General features: G+C 62.3%; 14 protein-coding genes. 13 read left to right on the plus strand and 1 reads right to left on the minus strand.

All coding sequences use genetic code 11. The annotated features are described in order from the left end of the window. Nucleotides 1–51 precede the first annotated feature (51 nt). The 7 genes from FE782_RS07305 (at nt 52) to FE782_RS07335 (ending at nt 12,489) form a co-directional block, all read left to right on the plus strand. Nucleotides 52–3,762, plus strand: a complete 3,711-nt coding sequence (locus FE782_RS07305) for a dynamin family protein (protein WP_138193403.1) — start codon at nt 52–54, stop codon at nt 3,760–3,762. A gap of 193 nt (nt 3,763–3,955) precedes the next feature. After that, on the plus strand, nt 3,956–5,740 hold the full coding sequence (locus FE782_RS07310; RefSeq protein ID WP_138193404.1) for an ABC transporter ATP-binding protein: 1,785 nt from the start codon (nt 3,956–3,958) through the stop codon (nt 5,738–5,740). Next, nucleotides 5,737–7,599 carry an ABC transporter ATP-binding protein gene (locus FE782_RS07315; RefSeq protein ID WP_138193405.1) on the plus strand — a complete coding sequence of 621 codons (1,863 nt, stop codon included), beginning with the start codon at nt 5,737–5,739 and terminating at the stop codon, nt 7,597–7,599. The genes FE782_RS07310 and FE782_RS07315 overlap by 4 nt, the downstream gene beginning before the upstream one ends. Before the next feature lie 102 nt (nt 7,600–7,701). After that, a complete protein-coding gene (locus FE782_RS07320; RefSeq protein WP_138193406.1) occupies nt 7,702–8,901 on the plus strand; it encodes a M24 family metallopeptidase in 1,200 nt (399 codons plus the stop codon). Nucleotides 8,902–8,978: 77 nt separating this feature from the next. Next, nucleotides 8,979–9,944: a TAXI family TRAP transporter solute-binding subunit gene (locus FE782_RS07325; RefSeq protein ID WP_138193407.1), complete on the plus strand. Its 966-nt coding sequence runs from the start codon at nt 8,979–8,981 to the stop codon at nt 9,942–9,944. A gap of 66 nt (nt 9,945–10,010) precedes the next feature. After that, nucleotides 10,011–10,541 carry a DUF1850 domain-containing protein gene (locus FE782_RS07330; protein ID WP_138193408.1) on the plus strand — a complete coding sequence of 177 codons (531 nt, stop codon included), beginning with the start codon at nt 10,011–10,013 and terminating at the stop codon, nt 10,539–10,541. Then, complete coding sequence (locus tag FE782_RS07335; protein ID WP_138193409.1) at nt 10,534–12,489, plus strand: TRAP transporter permease; 1,956 nt, start codon at nt 10,534–10,536, stop codon at nt 12,487–12,489. The genes FE782_RS07330 and FE782_RS07335 overlap by 8 nt, the downstream gene beginning before the upstream one ends. A 123-nt stretch (nt 12,490–12,612) precedes the next feature. Here the strand turns inward: FE782_RS07335 and FE782_RS07340 are convergent, their stop codons facing one another. Further along, on the minus strand, nt 12,613–13,119 hold the full coding sequence (locus tag FE782_RS07340; protein WP_138193410.1) for a ferritin: 507 nt from the start codon (nt 13,117–13,119) through the stop codon (nt 12,613–12,615). Between the two features lie 115 nt (nt 13,120–13,234). Here FE782_RS07340 and FE782_RS07345 point away from each other — a divergent pair, with 115 nt between their 5' ends. The 6 genes from FE782_RS07345 (at nt 13,235) to gyrA (ending at nt 21,130) form a co-directional block, all read left to right on the plus strand. Then, nucleotides 13,235–13,834: a DUF421 domain-containing protein gene (locus tag FE782_RS07345; RefSeq protein ID WP_158299278.1), complete on the plus strand. Its 600-nt coding sequence runs from the start codon at nt 13,235–13,237 to the stop codon at nt 13,832–13,834. Between the two features lie 76 nt (nt 13,835–13,910). After that, nucleotides 13,911–14,690: a GDSL-type esterase/lipase family protein gene (locus FE782_RS07350; protein ID WP_138193412.1), complete on the plus strand. Its 780-nt coding sequence runs from the start codon at nt 13,911–13,913 to the stop codon at nt 14,688–14,690. Between the two features lie 13 nt (nt 14,691–14,703). Continuing rightward, nucleotides 14,704–15,636, plus strand: coding sequence for an ABC transporter ATP-binding protein (locus tag FE782_RS07355; RefSeq protein WP_138193413.1), 933 nt, complete (start codon nt 14,704–14,706; stop codon nt 15,634–15,636). Beyond that, nucleotides 15,629–16,621: an ABC transporter permease gene (locus FE782_RS07360; RefSeq protein ID WP_138193414.1), complete on the plus strand. Its 993-nt coding sequence runs from the start codon at nt 15,629–15,631 to the stop codon at nt 16,619–16,621. Before FE782_RS07355 ends, FE782_RS07360 begins: the two co-directional genes overlap by 8 nt. Nucleotides 16,622–16,667: 46 nt before the next feature. Continuing rightward, nucleotides 16,668–18,656: a DNA topoisomerase IV subunit B gene (parE, locus tag FE782_RS07365; RefSeq protein WP_138193415.1), complete on the plus strand. Its 1,989-nt coding sequence runs from the start codon at nt 16,668–16,670 to the stop codon at nt 18,654–18,656. A 26-nt stretch (nt 18,657–18,682) separates the two neighbouring features. Next, on the plus strand, nt 18,683–21,130 hold the full coding sequence (gene gyrA, locus FE782_RS07370; RefSeq protein ID WP_138193416.1) for a DNA gyrase subunit A: 2,448 nt from the start codon (nt 18,683–18,685) through the stop codon (nt 21,128–21,130). Nucleotides 21,131–21,440: the final 310 nt, after the last annotated feature.

The raw sequence follows: 21,440 nt of genomic DNA on the forward strand, positions 1-21,440 counted from the left end.
GACAGAGTTGCACGTATAAAGAACGGTATCGGGTTAGGAGAGACACGGAGCATGATCGCGGAGAAGAGAAACCGGGTGATCGAAGAGCTGGAGGCGCTCGGAAGCGCCCTTCGGGAGCAGGGGGACGCGGCGCTGGCGGAGAAGGCCGACGCGCTCGCGGCGAAGGGGAGAAAGAGCGAGATTTATTTTGCGTTTTGCGGGCATTTTTCCGCGGGGAAGTCGAGTCTGATCAATCATCTGTGCGGCGCGCGGCTGCTGCCGTCGAGCCCGATTCCGACGAGCGCCAACATCGTGGCGATTCGCAGCGGCGCGACGTCCGAGGCGGTGCTGCGGTATCGGGACGGGCGCGAAGCGCGTGTCCGCATCGAGGAAGCGTCCAAGTACGCGAAAGCCGGCGAGGAGGTGCGGTCGGTCGAGCTGCGGCATCCGATACCGATGCTCGGGGACGGCGGCGTGCTGCTCGATACGCCCGGCGTCGATTCGACCGACGACCTGCACCGACAATCGACGGAATCGGCGCTGCATCTCGCGGACGTCGTGTTCTACGTGATGGACTACAACCATGTCTTGTCCGAGATGAATATGGACTTCGCGAAGCGGTTGTCCGAGATGGGCAAGCCGCTCGTGCTCGTCGTGAACCAGATCGACAAGCATCGCGAGGAGGAGGTGCCGTTCGCCTCGTTCCAGGAGGGCGTCGAGAACGCGTTCCGTTCCTGGGGCGTGAAGCCGGCGGCGTGCCTCTATACGACGCTGATGGCGCCGGATCATCCGAAGAACGAGACGAACCGGCTGCGCGCGCTGCTCGGCGCCTTGGTCGAGGGCGGGCCCGAGCTGGCGCTCGCCGGTCTCGCGGCCGCGGGGACGGAGCTCGCGGAGGAAGGCGCCCGCGCCGTCCGGTCGCGCCAGGAGGACCGCCGCGCCGAGCTGGAGCGGCTCGCGGCCGGCGAGGATCGGGACGCCGCCGAGCGATACGAGGCGCTGCGCGCGGAGCTTGAGGCGAGGGCGACGGTGCGGGAGCGGCTGACGGACCGGCTGCGCGCGGAAGCGACGTCGATCGCGGACAACGCGAACATTACGCCCGCGACGACGCGGGACGCGGCGCTCGCGTTCCTGGAGAGCCGGCAGCCGGGCTTCCGAGTCGGGCTGCTGTTCGCCGCCGCGAAGACGGAGGAAGAGCGCCGGCGGCGGCTCGAGGCGTTCCGCGCGGAGTTCGCGGAGCATGTGAAGGTGCGGCTCGTCTGGCACGTCCGCGACACCGTACGGAAGGCCGGGCTCGAGCTGGGCCTCGGCGATGCCGAGGTGACCGCGGCCGTCGAGACGGTGGACGTCGAGGTGACGCCCGAATGGCTGATCGCCATGGTTCGTCCCGGCGCCGTCGCCTCCGGCGAGTACACGCTCAACTACGCGAAGGAGATCGCCGCCGAGGCGCGGCTGACGGCAAGGCGCGCGGCGGTCGCCGCGGCGGAGGCGCTCGCGGACGCGGCCGAAGCGATGTACGCGTTGGACGGCGAGGCGCTCGCCGCGGAGGCGGAGACGCTCGAGGCGGCGCTGTCGCATCGGCGGGCGCTCGAGGCGCTGGACGCCGAGGAAGCGGCAGCGCGGGCGCGCCTGCTCGCGCTGCTGCCGACGGCCGCCGAGACGGCGCGCGCGGGGGCGACGCTGCCCGACGCGCGCAAGCTGCCGAACGCGGCGCCCGAGGCTGCGGCGGACGGCGCGCATGCGCATCCGCTGGCGCCGACCAAGGCCGCCGCGCTGAACCTGTCGCAGGCGGCGTCCGGGCAGCCTCGCGATGCGGCCGGCGGCGTCGCGACGGCCGCGCCGCCGCGCGCCGAGCTGCGCGCGCGCTTCGAGGAGGGCGCCGCCCTCCTCGAGGAGGCGAGCGCCCTCGCGGCCAAGCTGCCGGCGCTCGCCGGCGCGTCGGAGGCGCTGCGAGAGAAGGCGCAGCGTCTCCGGGACCGCCGCTTCACGGCGGCGCTGTTCGGCGCGTTCAGCGCGGGCAAGTCGTCGTTCGCCAACGCGCTGCTCGGCGACGCGGCGCTGCCGGTGTCGCCGAATCCGACGACGGCCGCGATCAACACGGTCGTGCCGCCGACGTCGGAGTGGCCGCACAACACGGCGCGCGTCACGATGAAGACGCGCGAGGCGGTGCTGGACGGCGTCCGGCATTCGCTCGCCGCGCTCGGCGTCGCGACGCCTTCCGGCGCTCTCGAGCCCGCCGAGCTGCCGAAGCGCATCGCGTCGCTCGAGAAGCGCGTCGACGACGTGCCGCCCGGCGGCAAGCCGCACCTCGCGTTCCTGCGCGCCGTCGCGAGCGGCTGGAGCGACGCCGAGCCGCACCTCGGCACGGACGTCCGCGCCGATCGCGACCTCTTCCGCGCCTACGTGGCGGAGGAGCGCAAGTCGGCGTTCGTCGAACGGATCGAGCTCTATTACGACTCGCCGCTCGCGCGCCAAGGCGTCACGCTCGTCGACACGCCGGGAGCCGACTCGATCAACGCGCGCCATACCGGCGTCGCGTTCAACTACATGAAGAACGCCGACGCGATCTTCTTCGTGACCTACTACAACCACGCGTTCTCTCGCGCGGACCGGCAGTTCCTCGAACAGCTCGGCCGCGTGAAGGACGCGTTCGAGCTCGATAAGATGTTCTTCGTCGTGAACGCCGCCGACCTCGCCTCGAGCGAGGCGGAGCTGCAGGACGTGCTAGAGCACGTCAAGGGAAACCTCGCCGCCTTCGGCGTGCGCCATCCGCGGTTGTTCCCCGTCTCCTCGCTCCAGGCGCTTGAAGCGAAGCGAGCCGGCGACGAGAACGCGGCGGCCATGTCCGGCATCGCCGCGTTCGAGGAACGGTTCGACCGCTTCGCGTCGACGGAGCTGGCGGGGCTCGCTTACCGCGCCGCGGGGGCGGAGCTGTCCCGCGCGGTGCATCTCGCGGCGACGGCGCTGCAGGGCGCCAGAGCGGGCGAGACGGAGCGTCGTCAAGCGATGGAGCGGCTCGCGGCGAGCGAGTCGCAGGCGCGGGAGACGGCGCGCGCGTTCGATATCGACGCGATCCGCGCCGAGGTCGTCAAGGAAGCGGGCGAGCAGCTGTATTACGTCAAGCAGCGGTTCCAGCACCGATTCGGAGAATGGTATGCCGCGTCGTTCAATCCTTCGACGCTGCGCGAGGACCGCGGCGACGTCAAGACGTCGCTCGCGTTCGCTTGGCGCGATCTCGTACAGTACCTGCAGACGGAGCTGGTCAACGAAGCGCTCGCGGTGTCGCTGCGGCTCGAGCGGTTCCTGAAGCAAGCGATCGAGGCGTCCGTCGGCCGCTGCAACGAGCGGATCGCCAAAGTCGCTGAAGCGTACGAGCCTCCGGCGTGGGAAGAGCCGGAATTCCGTACGCCCGAGATCGAATCGGTCTGGGAAGGGGAGGCGCCCGACGCGAAGCTGCTGTCGTCGCAATACCGGAGCGCGAAGCATTTCTTCGCGGGCGAAGGCCGGAAGGCGCTTCGAGAAGCGCTCGAGAAGCGTTGGCAGTCGAACGTAAGCGAAGCGGTCGACCGATTGGGCGAGACGTTCGCGGCGTGGATGGAAGACGAGCTGCGACGCGTCGGCGGGGAGATCGAGAGCAAGCTCGAATCGGCGCTCTCGCAATCGTTCGAAAGCGCGAGATCCGCTTGGGAGCGGCCGCTCGACCCGGCGGACGCGGAGCGGACATGGACGCGGTTGCGATCGCTTCGGGACGCCTTCGACGCGACTTCGCGCAAGGGGCAGTAATGTCGCTTGAAAACCGAAGATTTCAATGAATGATTCCCATTGTGTGAACATTTCGTGGAAATAAGGGAAAATAACCTGATTTATGCCGATTTCCCCTTTTTGAATGTTCCCCCCTACGGTGCTACACTGCATAAAGATTACAAAACCGATAGGGAAAAGCTCGCGCGACAAAGCGAGCGAGAGGGGAACCGGCATGGAAGTATTTAAACAGCTCCGAAGTTTTTATTGGCCCGGGAAGTTGAAGTATCTGATTTTCGCATCGATTCTCTGTTTGGCGGTTTCGACGGCGCTTGGTCTAGTGTACCCTTACATGCTGAAGCATCTGGTCGATGAGATCATCATGAAGGGGAACTACGGTCAGGTGCCGTTCGTTGCCTCTACCGTGCTCGTCGTCGTCGCGATCAAGGCGGGATTTCAATTTCTGCACGGTCTCGCGGGCGGCAGACTCGGCAACCAAGTCGCCTACAATCTCAGAAAATCATTGTACGAGAAGCTTCAGTACTTATCGTTCCAATATTACGACAAGGCGCGGACGGGCGACCTGATGTCGAGGCTCACGGGCGACCTCGACGGCATCCGGCAATTCATCGGCTTCGGTTTCCCTCAATTTTTGAACGTATTCCTAATGGTCGGCTTCGGTTCGATCATGATGGCGGCGTTGAACTGGAAGCTGATGCTGATCACGCTCGTCACGATGCCGTTCCTCGTGTTTACGGCGTTCCGGTTCGAGTCGAAGATTCACCCGGCGTTCCGGGAAATCCGCAAGTCCATGAGCGATCTGACGACGGCGGTCCAGGAAAACATTACGGGCGTCCGCACGGTCAAGTCGTTCGCTCGAGAGTCGCACGAGGTCGAGAAGTTCTCGGTGCGCAACGATCAATTCCGAGAAAATCTGACCGGCTCCGCGTTCATCTGGGCTCGCTACTTCCCGGTCATGGAAGTGTTCGCGAACCTGAGCATCGTCATCCTGCTGGCGACCGGGGGCACGTTCGTCCTGCGGGGCGAGATGACGACCGGCGAGCTGCTCGCGTTCTTCTCGCTCATATGGTACATCATCGGTCCGATGTGGGGACTCGGCTTCCACATCAACAATTACACGCAGTCGAAGGCGTCCGGCGAACGCGTGCTGGAAATCTTGAACCAATACATTCATGTCAAGAACAACCCGAACGCCGTCCCGGTGGACGACGCTCGCTCCGAGGGTCACGTCCAGTTTGAAAACGTCACCTTCGCTTATCCGGAAAACGCTCCCGCGCTCGTCGACTTCTCCGTCGACGCGAAGCCGGGCTCCGTCATCGGCCTGCTCGGACCGACCGGCTCCGGCAAGTCGACGGTGTTCCAGCTGCTGATGCGGGCGTACAACGTCAAAGACGGACGCATCCTGCTCGACGGGAAAGACATCAAGGAGCTGGAGCTCGAAAGCCTGCGTCAGCAGATCGCGATCGTCTTCCAGGAGACGTTCCTGTTCTCCTCGACGATCCGCAACAACATCGCGTACGGCCAGCGGGACATCTCGATGGAACGCATCGTCGAAGCGGCGAAGCTGGCGCAAGCGCACGACTTCATCATGGAGCTGCCGCTCGGCTACGACACGATCGTCGGCGAGCGCGGCATGGGTCTCTCCGGCGGGCAGAAGCAGCGCATCGCGATCGCGCGCGCGATCCTGGAAAATCCGAAGGTGCTGCTGCTCGACGACGCGACGAGCGCCGTCGACATGGAGACGGAACACGTCATCCAGCAAGGCCTGCGGCAAGTGATGAACGGACGAACGACGTTCGTCGTCGCGCATCGGATCTCTTCGCTCAAGCACGCGGACGAAATCATCGTGCTCGACGAAGGACGCATCGTGCAGCGGGGAACGCACCAAGAGCTGTTAGCGCAGCCGGGACGTTACCGCGAAACGTATAACATCCAATACTCCGATCACCCCGACCTCGCGGCGACACGGATGGAACAACGAGGAGTGGCACACGGATGACGACCGAACGGCAAGAGAAAAGAACGCAGGCGCAAGCGGCCGAAGCCGCCGAACGGAAGAAGGCGGAACGCTTCGTCTACCAAGACGACGAAGTGATGGAGAAGCCGTTCGACTGGGCGCAGTTTTCCCGATTGGCGGCGTATATCAGACCTTATGCGAAGCAGCTGCTGCCGGTCATCATCGTCGCGATGGTGCTCGGGACGATCACGAAGCTGCTCGTGCCGCTGCTGCTCGGCTATGCGATCGACGAGGTCGGGCCGGAGGGCGGCAAGAACGCGGCGACGCTGTGGACGTACTGCGCGGCGATCGCCGGATTGTTCCTCGTGCAATGGGGGGCGGGCTTCTTCCGCATCCGGTTCACGAACATTATCGGGCAGCGGGTCATCTTCGACCTGCGCGCCCATCTGTTCAAGCATATTCAGAAGCTGAGCTTCCGGTTCTTCGATAAGCGTCCCGCGGGCTCGATTCTGGTGCGCATTACGAACGACGTCAATTCGCTGCAGGAACTGTTCACGAACGGGGTCGTCAACCTGCTCATCGACTGCGTCCAGCTCGTCGGCATCATCGCGATCTTGCTGACGCTGAACGTGAAGCTCGGCCTCGCGATCATGATCACGGTGCCGATCATGTTCGTGCTCTCGACGTCGCTGCGCAAGCGCATCCGCCGGGTATGGCAGGACGTGCGGCAGAAGCAGTCGCGCATTAACTCTCACTTGAACGAGAGCATTCAAGGCATTAAGGTCACGCAAGCGTACACGCAGGAAAAGGATAACATGGCGTTCTTCGACACGATGAACACGAGCAACCGGAAGGCGTGGGATCTCGCCTCCTTGATGAACCAAGCGTTCAACCCGCTGATCGAAGTGACGGCCGGCGTCGGCTCGTTCATCTTGTTTTTCTACGGCGCGTATTTGATCCAGCAAGGCGAGCTGTCGATCGGGATGCTGCTCGCGTTCGCCACGTACGTCGGCAACTTCTGGGAGCCGATCAACCGGCTCGGACAGATGTATTCGCAGCTGCTCATCGCCATGGCTTCGTCCGAACGCATCTTCGAGTTCATCGACGAGGAACCGACGGTCGCGGAGAAGCGGGAAGCGAAGGAGCTGCAGTCGATCAAGGGCGACATCTCGTTCCGCGACGTCGTGTTCGAATACGAGAAAAACCGACCGGCGCTGAAGGGCGTCAGCTTGGAAGTGAAGGCGGGGCAGACGATCGCGCTCGTCGGCCATACCGGCTCCGGCAAGAGCACGTTCATTAACCTGCTCTGCCGCTTCTACGATCCGGTCGGCGGCCAGGTAGCCATCGACGGCACCGACATCCGCGACGTCACGATCCAGAGCCTTCGTTCGCAGGTCGGCATCGTGCTGCAGGATACGTTCATCTTCTCGGGCACGATTCGGGATAACATCCGATTCGGCAAGCTGGACGCGACGAACGCGGAGATCGAGGAAGCCGCGAAGGCGGTCGGCGCGCACGAGTTCATCGTGAACCTGCCGAACGGGTACGATACCCAAGTCGAAGAGCGCGGCAACGTGCTGTCGATGGGGCAGCGGCAGCTGCTGTCGTTCGCGCGGGCGCTGCTCGCGGACCCGAGAGTGCTCATCCTCGACGAGGCGACGGCGAGCATCGATACGGAAACCGAAGCGAAAATCCAAGAAGCCTTGAAGAAGCTGCTGCACGGCCGGACGTCGTTCATTATCGCGCACCGGCTGTCCACGATCCGGAACGCCGATCAGATCGTCGTGCTGGATCACGGCAGCATCGTCGAGCAAGGCGATCACGACGAACTGATGCGGCTGCAAGGGTATTATTACGGCCTGATCGAAGCGCAATATCGGTTTTTGGAAGAAGTCAGCTAGTTCCCGAGAAGCACGGGCCCGGCGCGCAAGCGGCCGGGTCCCTTTTTGTCTTGGGGGAGCAGTGGTAAAATGGGGCAAACGAAAGCATAAAGGGGAAGAGGCATGAGTACGCTGAATCGCATAAACAGACTTCAAAGCATGCTCCGGGAGCAGCGTCTCGACGGCTTCGTCGCGACGCACCCGATCGATATTTTCTACTTGACGGGCACGATGCAAAGCGGGTTTCTCGTCGTTCCGGCGGCGGGAGAAGCCGTCTTCTACGTGCGGCGCAGCGTCGCGCGCGCGGCGGAGGAGTCGACGTCCGCGCGGGTCGAGCCGCTCGGCAGTCTGAAGACGTGGAAGGAGCGCGTCGCGGCGAATACGCCGGCGCTCGCCGGCGCTTGCGCGCTCGCCGCCGCCTTCGACACGCTCGTCGTGGACGGACTCGAGCGGTTGAAGGCGGCGCTGCCGCAGGCGTCTTGGACGAACGGCGCGTCGATCGTGCGCACGCTGCGCATGGCGAAGGACGAGGCGGAGCTGAGCTGCATTCGACGCGCGGCGAAACTCGTCGACGAGGCGCTCGCGGAGGCGGTGCCGAAGCTCGTCCCCGGCATGCGGGAGATCGAGCTGCTCGCCGAGATCGAATACGCGCTGCGCCGGCGCGGTCATCTCGGCCTCATGCGCGTGCGCGCGGCGGGCTCCGAGCTCGTGACGGGCATCGCGGCGAGCGGCGCCGCGGTGGCGAAGCCGTCGGCGTTCGACGGTCCGGCGGGCGGCGAAGGGCTGCACCCCGCCTTCTCGAAAGGCGCGGGCTGGAGCCGGATCGAGCCGGGCGAGCCGATTCTGCTCGACATCGGCTGCAACGTCGACGGCTACGTCATCGACCAGACGCGCACGGCGGTCATCGGCGAGCTGCCGGCCGACCTCCTCGCCGCATACGAGGCGTCGGAGACGATCCTGCGCGCGATCGAAGAGCGGCTCCGGCCCGGCGCGATCTGCGAGGAGCTGTACGAGCTGTCGCTGTCGCTCGCGGCGGAGCTCGGGCTGGCCGAGCATTACATGGGCTTCGGACCGGACGCGGTCAAGTTCGTCGGCCACGGCATCGGCCTCGAAATCGACGAATGGCCGGTGCTCGCTAGAGGCTTCCGGACGGCGCTCGAGCCCGGCATGGTGCTCGCGATCGAGCCGAAGTTCACGTATCCCGGACGCGGCGTCGTCGGCATCGAGAACACGTACGTCATCACGCCGGACGGCTTCGAAAAGCTGACGATTTCCCGCGAAGGGCTGTGGAAGCTGCAGCCCGACATGGGACTACCATTATAAGTAATTCTAATAAGATTCGTTGATAATTTGTCCTCCGCCCGAATACCATTGGTAAAAAAGGAGAGGGGAATGATTCGATGAATCGCACACGCACATCGCTTTTAGCTCTTGTCGTAGCGTTGGCCGGCGCATTGGCGGCTTGCTCCGGCAGCGGAAGCGGGGATCCGGAAACGATCAGCATCGCCACCGGAGGCACGTCGGGTACATACTACCCGCTAGGCGGGGGCATGGCGCAAATCTTTACGGACGAAGTCGTCAACGCGACGGCGGAAAGCACGGGCGCATCCGTAGTCAATATGCAGCTCATCAAGGACGGCGACGTCGACCTCGCCTTCGTGCAAAGCGACATCGCCGATTACGCTTCCAAGGGCGTCATGATGTTCGAAGAGGGCGGCGCGATCGAAAACGTGCAAGCCGTCGCTTCGCTGTATAACGAGACGATCCAGATCGTCGTTCCGGAAAGCAGCGATATTCGAAGCGTCGAGGACTTGGCGGGCAAGAAGGTGTCGATCGGCGAACCGGGCAGCGGAACCGAAGCGAACGCCCGGCAAATTCTCGAAATTCACGGCATGAGCGAGGACGACCTCGGGCAGGTGCAGCGCCTCGGTTTCGGCGACTCGACCAGCTACATTCAAGACGGCACGTTGGACGCGGCGTTCGTCACGGCGGGCACGCCGACGTCGGCGGTCAGCGAGCTGGCGGCCACGAAGGGCGTCCGCATCGTCGGCATGACGGACGAGAACATCGAAGCGCTCATCGAGAAGTACCCGTATTATGCGGCGCAGACGGTGGAGGGCGGCACCTACGCGGGGTTCGACGAGACGGTGAACACGGTTGCCGTCAAGGCGCAGCTGGTCGTCCGCTCGGAGCTGAGCGAGGATCTCGTGTATCGGCTGACGAAAGCGTTGTTCGAGAATCTGGACGCGATGGCCGCCGTTCACGCGAAGGCGTCCGAGATCGCGCTCGAGAAGGCGCTGGAAGGCGTGAGCCTGACGGTGCACCCGGGCGCGGCGAAGTATTTCGAGGAAGCGGGCGTTCAATAATCGCCGGTTCATAAGAGAAGGGAGGGGAGGCGGCGCCTCCTCTCTTTTTCGAAATGGAGGCTGTTTATGAATATTCGCCGGAAGCGGATCGCCGCCTTGCTTGTCGCCGCCGTCGGCCTGGCCGGCGCAGCGCTGTTCGCGCCGACGCGGCTCGCGCTGACGGCGACGCTTGAACCGGAAGGCGGCCTTATGCTCGCCGTGCCGGTCCGGGCGGACGATCCGTTCGAGATCCGCTTTATCCATTCCGTTCATCGCACGCCGGTGATCGAAAGTTATCGGGTCGGGAAGGATCGTTCGCTCGTCCTGGAGCAAGTCGTATATGATTCCTACGGCATCGGCAATCCGTCGTCCCCGGAGCCGGGCGAGCGGTTCCGGATCGAAGACGGGAAGCTCGTCATCGAACAGATGGATCGCCGTTTCCGCGTCCTTCGACTCCGGATGGGACGGGAAGTGGCGAACCACGAGCTGACCGTCGCCGGCCGTACGTATCCGCACGCCGATTGGAGCGAACCCGGACGCCGGATCCGGTTGGAGGCGAAACGCGTGTCGGTTTGGGATGTATGGAGATTAACGTCGGGAGGAGCGGCCCATGGGTAACTTCGAAAGCATTCCGTCCGCGCCTGACCAGAACGAGCTGCTGGCGAAGTACGACCCGGAGTCCAGGGTTCGTCGGTTCGCCGGAGCGAAGGGGTGGTTCGTCGGCGCGTGGCTCGTCGCCTTTTCCATCTATCAAGTGGTTTTCTCGATTTTCCCGGCGCCTCCGGCGCAGCAGCATCTGTCGATCCATCTCGCGTTCGGGCTCGGAGCGATCTACCTGTTGTTTCCGCCCGGGAAACGGGGGGATCGCGGCAAGCTGCCTCTCTACGATGCCGCTCTCGCGATGCTGGCCGTCGCGGCGGCGGCGTACTGGGTGTATAACTTCGACGGACTGATTTCCCGAATCGGCAACTTCTCGGCCGTCGACTATGCGACCGGCGCCGTCGTCGTGCTGCTCGTGCTCGAAGCGGCGCGGCGCGTCGTCGGCGTCCCGATCGTCGTCATCGCCTCGCTGTTTCTGCTGTATGCGCTCTTCGGCGGCTTTCTGCCTGGATTTTTACAACATCGGGGCTATGACTGGGATCGCGTCATCGGCCAGATGTATTTCACGACGGAAGGCGTATTCGGTACGCCGCTGCAGGTGTCCGCCAAGTTCATCTTCTTGTTTCTATTATTCGGCGCGTTCTTGGAGCGGACCGGCGTCGGCGCGTATTTCAACGAGCTGTCGCTGGCGATCGCGGGCCGCCGGGTCGGGGGGCCGGCGAAGGTGACGGTGTTCTCCAGCGCCTTGCAAGGCACGATTTCAGGCAGCTCCGTCGCCAACGTCGTCATGTCCGGCGCGTTCACCATCCCGATGATGAAGCGGCTCGGCTATCGGAAGGAATTCGCCGGCGGGGTGGAAGCGGCTTCGTCCACCGGCGGGCAGATCATGCCGCCGATCATGGGCGCCGCGGCCTTCCTCATGGCGGAGTTCACGGGCATCGAGTACTGGAACATCGCGCTCGCCGCGGCGATCCCCGCTTCGTTGTACTTCGCGGGCATATGGATTATGGTGCATCTGGAGGCAAGGCGAACCGGACTGCGCGGATTGAACGACGAGGAGATGCCGGACCGGTGGGAGGTGCTGAAGCGGTCGTACCTGCTGCTTCCGATCGTCGTCATCATCGTCGCGCTAATGATGGGCGCGTCTCCGATCCGAGCGGCGTTATACGGTATCGCGTCGTCGATCGCCGTCAGCTTCTTTCGGAAGGATACGCGGCTGTCGGTCGCGGATTTCTTCCGGACGCTGCGAGACGGAGCGCGTTCGGCGCTCGGCGTCGTGGCCGCTACAGCGGCGGCCGGCATGGTCGTCGGCACCGTTACGCTGACCGGCCTCGGGCTCAAGTTCGCGAACGGACTGATCGATCTGTCCGGCGGCATCCTGCTGCTGACTTTATTTCTGACGATGATTTCGTCCATTCTGCTCGGCATGGGTACGCCGACGACGGCGAATTACATCATTACGGCGACGATCGCCGCGCCGGCGCTCGTTCAGCTCGACGTGCCGATCCTCGCGGCGCATATGTTCGCGTTCTACTTCGGGATCGTGGCGGATATTACGCCTCCGGTCGCGTTAGCCGCGTTCGCGGCGGCCGGCATCGCCGGCGGCGGGCCGATTCGCACGGGCATCGAATCGAGCAAGCTGGCGATCGCCGCGTTCCTGATCCCGTACGTGTTCGTTTTGTCGCCGGAGCTCCTTCTGATCGACGCGGCTTGGTACGAGACGCTCTTCGCCGTCCTGACGGCGACGGTCGGCATGTTCGGCGTCGGCGCGGGCATGATCGGCTTTTGGTTTCGACCGATGCGTTGGTGGGAACGCGTCTGGGCGGCGGCGGCCGGACTGATGCTGATCGTTCCGGGATGGATTACGGATTCGATCGGGTTCGGCTCGCTGCTCGTCATTGCGCTCATGCAATGGGCGGACATTCGGCGCAAGCCCGGACATTCGAACGCGACGCAAGAGATGTAAGCGGGACATAAACAAAAAAACCTCCCCCTAATTCACCTCAAGCCCGATATTTCGGGTTTCGGCGGATGAAGGGGAGGTTTTTTCGCGGAACAACGCCCGCGGAAGCGTTGCGACGCGCGCGACTTACTCCGTCGGCGGCGTGAACGAGCGCTTCGCGAATTCGGCGTCCATCATGAGGAACGCGTTCGAATCCTTTTCGATCAGCTTCAGCTTGTGCACGATGTTGTCGAAGAGCGCTTCTTCCTCGACCTGCTCGTCGATGAACCACTTGAGGAAGTGCATCGTCGCGTGCTCCCGCTCGTTGAGCGCGATGTCGGACAGGCTGTAGATGCGGCGCGTCACTTCTTTCTCGTGCGCATACCCCTTCTCGAAGGCGTCGCGAATCGACTCGAAGTCGGCGACGGGATCCTTCATGCCGGTAACGACGGCGCGCTTGCCGAGCGTATTGATAAACTTGTAAATTTTCATGGCATGGAACTTCTCTTCCTCGGCTTGCACCTCGAAGAAGTTCGCGAACCCGTCGAAGCTCTCCGCGGCGCAGTAGGACGCCATCGACAAGTATGTCTGCGAAGAGTAGAACTCGTAATTCATCTGCTCGTTCAACGCTTTCAGCAAGTTATCGCTTAACATGAGGTTCGCCTCCCGGTTTTGGTACTCATTGTACACGATGCGGGCGCCGTCTTGCAAAAAACGGTAAACATCTGGGCACCGTATTAGGAAAATGAGGAAAGGCGGGACGCGCGCAATGAAGGGAATGGATTGGATCTGGATGGCGGTGCTCATGACGTTGACGGGCTTCGTCCTTCTCCGATTCGTCGGCCGCAAGTCGATTTCGCAAATGACGATCCCGACGACGGTGATCATGATTTCGATCGGTTCGATCATCATTCAACCGTTCATCGAGAAGAGCATATGGAAGACGATCGGCTCCGCCTTCATCATCGTGATGCTCTTGATCATCGTCGAGAAGCTGCAGATACGATTCCAATGGTTGGAGGCGCTGCTCGGGGGGAAATCGATCCCGGTCGTCGAAGACGGAAAGCTGAACGCGGCCAACTTGCGCAAGCTGCGCATGACCGTCGACCAGCTGGAGATGCGTCTGCGGCAATCGGGCTATGGAAGCTATAAGGAAATCGAGGTCGCGACGCTGGAGCCGAACGGGCAGGTCGGCATTATGCCGAAGCCGGAACATCGCCCGCTTACGGCAGACGCGCTGCGGAAGGAGCTGTCGGCTTATTTCGATTCGAAGTCGGCGAGGGAATCCGACGCGACGGACCCTCCGCCCTTGTATCGAGAAACGACCGAAGGGGGCCACGAGAAACCTGTCGAAGATCGACTCCAATAGATTGAAATTTGCTTAAGGGCAATAAATTGCTTACTCTTGAAGTAAACCTATCGGCGGAAAAGGGAGAGGACCCTGCATGCAACGCTCTAAATGGCTATGGAGGGCGATCGCCGCCGTCTCCGTTTTGTTCACGCTGCTGTTCGTCGCGGGCTTCGCGTACGCCGTCAAGACGGTCGTCGCCCCGCACGGCGCGATTCGCTCCGTCGCCGACGCGAGGGAAGAAGCGCCGTTCGAAGGCGAAGACAGCATCGAGATCGTCGCGCTCGGCGACTCGCTGTCGTTCGGCTACGGCGATTCGACGGGGCAAGGCTACGTCGGCCGTCTTCGCGCCCTGCTCGAGGAACAGGCGGACGTCCCGACGCATGTCGTCGGCAACTTCGCGGTGAACGGGTATACGACGGAGCGGGTGCTGGCGGACTTGAAGGACCGCGAAGGGATCGCGGAAGCGCTTCGCCGCGCGGACATCGTTCTGATGACCGCCGGGGGGAACGATCTGGTCCGGCTCGGCGACGAAATCGACGTCCGGACGTTCGAAGCGAACATTCCGGATGCGCAGGCGCATATTCGAGAAATTTTGGCTACAATAAGGGACGTTACCCCCAGAGCTCACATCTACTACATAGGTTTGTATAACCCGTTCATCGAGTACACGGAAATCGAGGGCACGTCGCTTGCGGTACAGGCTTGGAACGCCGCCGTCTTCGAGGCGACTGAGCCGCTGACGGATACGACGTTCGTGCCGACGTTCGATCTGTTTCAACACGGAGTCGGGCGGTTTCTCTCCTCGGACCGTTACCACCCGAACGACGAAGGATACGCCAGAATCGCCGAGCGGTTGGCGGCGCTGATGAAGTAGGGGGGGGGCAGCCATGACGGATCGGAACGACGCGAACGCGGCGCCGGTATTGACCGTGCGCGGGCTAAAGAAGCGGATCGGCGGGAGGGACATCATTCACGGCCTCTCGTTCGACGTATACGGCGGGGAGGTATTCGGCTTCCTCGGCCCGAACGGATCGGGGAAGACGACGACGATCCGGATGTTGGTCGACCTGATTCGGCCGACGGAAGGGCAAGTGCTGTACGACGGCAAGGACATCCGGCGAGAGCATGACGAAGCGCTCTCGAAGGTCGGGTGCATCGTGGAAAACCCGGAGATGTATCCATACATGTCAGGTTGGGAAAACCTAGAACATTTCGCGGCGATGCTGCCCGGCGTCGGCGCGGAGAGAATCGCCGAAGTCGCCGCGCTCGTCGGCCTTGATACTCGAATTCACGACAAGGTGAAGACGTACAGTCTCGGGATGCGCCAGCGGCTCGGCATCGCGCAGGCGCTGCTCGGACGGCCGAAGCTGCTCATCCTGGACGAGCCGACGAACGGGCTCGACCCGCAAGGGATCAAGGAGCTCCGCGTCTTCATCCGCGGTCTCGCGGAGCAAGGGGTGAGCGTCTTCGTGTCGAGCCATCTGCTAAGCGAGATCGAGCTGATGTGCGATCGCGTCGGCATCTTATCCAAGGGCCGCCTGCTCGCCGTCGATCGCGTGGACAAGCTGCTCGCCCGTTCGACGGAGACGGTGCTTTGGACGGCGTCGCCTGCGGAGCGGGCGCTCGCGCTGTTGCTAGAGGCAGGAGAGGCGAAGCTGGACGAGGCCGGTACGGTGTCGGTGCGCATGGCGCGAGAGGAGGCGGCTCGTTGGAACCGCAAGCTGCTCGACGCCGGCGTCGAGGTACACGGGATCGAGATCCGCCAACCGGCGCTCGAGGATTTATTTTTGGAGCTGACGGAGGGGGACGCCATTGACTAGCCTGCTGCCGCTCGTTCGCAACGAAACGATGAAAGTTTGGCGCAAGAAGCGGTTTCTCGTCATCGTCGTCATATTGGCCGTCCTTATACCGATTTTTACGTACGCGCAGTGGAAGGCGGCGGATACGTTCCGCGCCCAGAGCGGCACCGACGATTGGCGCATTCGCGCGGAGACGCAAATCAATGACTACAACAACCGCCTAGGCAGCGCGCGCATTCCGGAGGAGTGGAAGCAGACGCTTCGGGTGGAGGTGCAGCGGCTCCAGTTCCATCTCGATCACGGCATCGACCCGAATGCGCCCAGCGGCGTAACGTTCACGAGGCAATTCGCGGAAAACGCCATCGGCTTATTTCTGCCGCTCATGGTTATGGTCATCGCGGCGGATCTCGTCTCCTCCGAGCACGCGCAGGGGACGATCAAGCTGCTGCTCACCCGACCGGTGAAACGGTGGAAGGTGCTCGCCAGCAAATACGCCGCGCTCGTCGTCTACGTGACGTTGACGGTGCTGGCGACGGCGCTGCTGTCGTACTTGATTTCCGGCGCGGCGTTCGGCTATACCGGCTGGCGCGTGCCGGTGCTTACCGGCTTCTCGGTAACGGCCGGGGGCATCGATACGACGAACGCGCACACGGTCGAGCAGTGGCTGTACGTGCTCATGGTTCTCGGGCTCGTCTGGTTTTCCTGCATGGTCGTCGCCGCGCTCAGCTTGATGGTATCCGTCCTCGTACGAAGCACCGCGGCGGGGATGGGCATCATGCTGGCGCTCTTGATCGCGGGATCGATTCTCGCGAGCATGGCGTCGAACTGGGAGCAGGCGAAATATTTCTTCATGGTCAACCTGAACACGGCGACGTATTTGGCGGGTCAGATGCCGCCCGTCCCGGGGATGACGCTGCAGTTTTCGCTGACCGTTCTGACCGTCACCGCGCTCGTTTCCGCGATCATTTCATTCGGAGTGTTTACGAGAAGGGACGTTTTGAACTAAAATAAGGCAGAATTGTGTTGCTTGCGAGATCGTTAGGGGGAACAGCATGGCCGATCAAATCGATCTGTTCGCGGACGCGCCTCAGACGTCGCCCGAGACTTCGGGGTACGACGCGGACGATATACAAGTACTGGAAGGCTTAACCGCGGTTCGGAAGCGGCCGGGGATGTACATCGGCAGTACGACGACGTCCGGATTGCATCACTTGATTTGGGAGATCGTCGATAACGCGGTGGACGAGCATCTGGCGAAGTTCGCGAACCGGATCGCGGTAACGATCCATAAGAACAACTCGGTCACCGTCGAAGACAACGGGCGCGGCATTCCGACGGGCATGCATAAAACCGGCGTGCCGACGCCGCAAGTCGTCTATACCGTGCTTCATGCCGGAGGCAAGTTCGGCGGCGGCGGTTACAAGAAATCCGGCGGTCTGCACGGCGTCGGCGCTTCGGTGACGAACGCGCTGTCCGAATGGCTCGAAGTGGAAATCCATCGCGACGGGAAAATTCATAAGATGCGGTTCGAATATTGGGTCGACCCGGACGGCAAAGAACACGTCGGGGAGCCCGTCACCGGTCTCGAAGTCGTCGGGACGACGAGACGAACCGGCACGAAGGTTACGTTCAAGCCGGACGCGCGCGTGTTCCACGGCAACGTGACGATCAACTACGATACATTGTCCGAGCGGCTGCAGGAGCTGGCGTTCCTTAACTCCGGCCTGAAGATTTACTTGAAGGACGAACGCTCCGGCAACGAAGTCACGTACGAGTATGCGGGCGGCGCGAGCGAGTTCGTTCGCTATTTGAACGACGATAAGACCGTGCTGCACGAATGCATTCATTTTTCCGGCGAGAAGGACGATATCGAGGTCGAAGTCGCGTTCCAATACAACGACGGCTATACCGAGACGATCGCGTCGTTCGTCAATTCGATTCCGACGCGGGGCGGCGGTACGCACGAAACCGGTTTTAAGACGGCGTACACGCGCATCATGAACGAATACGCTCGGAAGACCGGATTGCTGAAGGAAAAGGAAAAGAACCTTGAGGGCAACGATCTTCGCGAGGGCATGATGTGCGTCATCAACGTGAAGATGGGCGAGGTCGAATTCGTCGGTCAGACGAAAGATCAGCTCGGCAGCGCATCGGCGCGCGGCGCGGTCGACTCGATCGTCGCGGACAAGCTCGCCGTGTTCGTCGAGGAAAATCCGCAGGTCGGACAGATGCTCGTGAAGAAAGCGGTGCAGGCGGCGAAAGCGCGGGAAGCGGCGCGGAAAGCGCGGGAGGACGTTCGAAGCGGCAAGAAGGGCAAAGGCGAAGGCACCAACTTCGGCGGCAAGCTGACGCCCGCGCAATCGAAGGACCGCATGCGCAACGAGCTGTTCATCGTCGAAGGGGACTCCGCCGGCGGCTCCGCGAAGCAAGGGCGCGACTCGCGCCATCAGGCGATTCTGCCGCTTCGCGGAAAGCCGATGAATCCGGAGAAAGCGAAACTCGGCGACATCATGAAGAACGAAGAGTATCGCATGATCATCGCCGCCATCGGCGCAGGCGTCGGCTCCGAAGTGGAGCCCGAGGAAGCGAATTACGGCAAAATCATTATCATGACCGATGCCGATACGGACGGCGCGCATATCCAAGTGCTGCTGCTGACGTTCTTCTATCGGTACATGAAGCCGTTGATCGACGAGGGCATGATATATATCGCGCGTCCGCCGCTGTACAAGGTAACCCGGAAGGGCGGCCGCGGCGAAACGAAGATGAAATACGTCTACTCCGACGAGGAGCTCGCCAGCGCATCCAAGGAGATGGGCGGGAAAAACATCGAGCTGCAGCGCTACAAGGGTCTCGGCGAGATGAATCCGGAGCAGCTCTGGGAGACGACGATGGATCCCGAGTCTCGCGTGCTGTACAGGGTATTGATCGAAGACGCCGCGAAGGCGGAACGCCGCGTGTCGACGCTCATGGGCGACAAGGTCGACCCGCGGAAGCGTTGGATTATCGAAAACGTGGACTTTACGGAGTATGAAGAATAGATCAGCTTAGGACAGGGTGATAGCCGATGGGTACGTTGGAACAATTTATGCCGGTTGTAATGGAAGAGGTGGTCGGCGAACGATTCGGGCGCTACTCGAAGTATATTATTCAGGATCGCGCGATTCCCGACGTGCGCGACGGGCTCAAGCCCGTGCAACGGCGTATATTGTACGCGATGTACGAAGCCGGAAATACGCCGGACAAGCCGTACCGCAAATCCGCGAAGACGGTCGGCGACGTCATGGGCAACTATCATCCGCACGGCGACAGCTCCATCTACGAGGGAATGGTGCGCATGGCCCAGCCTTGGAAGATGGCGCATCCGCTGGTCGACGGCCATGGCAACTGGGGATCGATGGACGACGACCCGGCCGCCGCGATGCGGTATACGGAGGCGCGTCTGTCGAAGATCGCGTTGGAGCTGCTGCGCGATATCGAGAAGCGTACCGTCCAGTTCCGGGACAACTTCGACAACACGACGAAGGAGCCGGCGGTGCTGCCTTCCCGGTACCCGAACCTGCTCGTCAACGGCGTCAGCGGCATCTCCGCGGGCTTCGCGACCGAAATTCCGACGCATAACCTTCGCGAGGTCATCGACGCTTGCATTAAGGTCATCGAGGATCCGTTCGCGACCGTCGAGGATCTCATGGGCATCGTCCGAGGGCCGGACTTCCCGACCGGCGGAACCGTCATGGGCACCGACGGCATCCGAGAGGCCTATAACACGGGTCGGGGCCGCGTCTTCATCCGCAGCCGCACGGCGATCGAGGATTTGCGCGGAGGGAAGCAGCAGATCGTCATTACGGAAATTCCGTACGGCGTCGTAAAGTCGAAGCTCGTGACGGCCATGGAGACGATTCGGATCGAGAAGAAGGTCGAAGGCATCGCGGAAGTGCGCGACGAGAGCGGCCGCAATGGCCTCCGCATCGTCGTGGAGCTGAAGAAGGACGCCGACGCGCAAGGCATCTTAACGTACTTGCTGAAGAAAACGGACCTTCAGATCGCTTACAATTTCAATATGGTCGCGATCGTCAACAAGACGCCGAAGCAGCTGGGACTGAAGGAGATGCTCGTCGCTTACGTCGAGCATCAGAAAGACGTCGTGACGCGCCGTTCCCGGCACGATCTGGAGAAGGCGGAAGACCGCGCTCACGTGTTGGAGGGGCTCGCGAAGGCGCTCGACATCTTGGACGAGGTCGTCGCGACGATCCGCCGCTCGAAAAACCGGCAAGACGCGCAAAACAACTTAATCGCGGAATACGGCTTTACCGAACGCCAATCGGACGCGATCCTGACCTTGCAATTATACCGACTTACGAATCTTGAGATTACTTCGATCGAGAAAGAGCTCGACGAGGTTCGCAAGCTCATCGCGCATCTGCGCGGCATTCTCGGCAGCGAGATGAAGCTGCTCGGCGTCATCAAGAAGGAGCTGCTCGAAATTCGGGCGCAGTTCGGCATCGACCGCCGTTCCGAAATTCAAGACGAAATCGAAGAGCTGAAGGTGTCGCTCGAGGTCATGGTTACGCCGGAGGACGTGTTGGTGACGCTTTCCGACGAAGGGTACATCAAGCGGACGAGCAAGCTGTCGTTCACGCGCTCTGGCGGCGAGATCGAGAAGACGGGGCTGAAGGAAGGCGACTTCGTTCGCGAGCTGCTCGAAGTGAACACGATCGACAATCTGCTCCTGTTCACCGACAAGGGCCAATACTTCGTGCTCCCGGTACACGCGGTGCCGGAGTACAAGTGGAAGGATAACGGCACGGCGTTAGTGAACGTCGTGCCGATCGCGAAGGAAGATCGAGTCGTCGCGGTCATCCCGGTGAAGGACATGCAAGAGGTCGGCCGTACGCTTCTGTTCGCGACAAAACGAGGGCAAATCAAACGGTCGGAGCTGAAGGAGTACGCCACGAACCGGACGACGGCGATCGCGGCCGTCAAGCTCGCCGAAGGCGACGAAGTGATCGCCGTATGGCTCGACACGCCGGCTTCGACGGACGTTCTCGTCGTAACGAAGCTGGGACAGAGCATCCGCTTCTCGGGGCAAGAAGTAAATACGATGGGCCGGGTCGCGGCGGGCGTCCGGGCTATCGCGCTGCGGGAAGGCGACGAAGTCGTAGCGGCCCTGCCGGTACGGGGAGACGAAGGCGAAGTGCTCGTGCTTTCCGACCTTGGGTATGCGAAGCGCTCGCTCTTAGCCGACTACAACGTGCAGGGACGCGGCGGGAAGGGCATCGCGACGTTCGAGTTCAAGGAAGGCAAGCGCGTGAAGCCGAACGGCAACGGCTTGATCTGTGCCGTATACGTTCGCGAATCCGCCGGCTTCGTCGCCGTGACGAAGGCGGGCAAGACGAGCGGCTTCTCTTCGGAGTCGGTGCCGATCTCGGATTTGCGCGCGACCGGATCTTCGGTCGTCCCGGTGGACAAGGGCGATGAGGTCGTCGCGTTGGTTTCGTTGAAAATCGAAGGATAAACGGATTAGGGAGTCCCGCGGCCGGTGTCGGCCACGGGATTTTCGTTTAGTCTAAGGTATTGTTGGCCACTACCGCGCCTCGGCAGAGGAGCGAACGGAGCAAGAAAGAGGCTGGCTCGAGGAAAGCGTAGATCGTCCTGGCAGAAGAGATAGCGTCAATTATTGCGTTATTTGCTGGGATAAGCGCAAATATGGCGTTATCGGCGGCTGCTGTCGGCATGATCGAGTCGATGCGGAGTCGGTGCGGAGAGTGGCGGCGAATGCGGGCCGGCGATAGCAGGATAATAGCGTTATGCGGCGGGGGCAGGAC

Origin of the sequence: Paenibacillus antri (assembly GCF_005765165.1) — a bacterium.
In the GTDB taxonomy this organism is placed as follows: Bacteria; Bacillota; Bacilli; order Paenibacillales; family YIM-B00363; genus Paenibacillus_AE; species Paenibacillus_AE antri.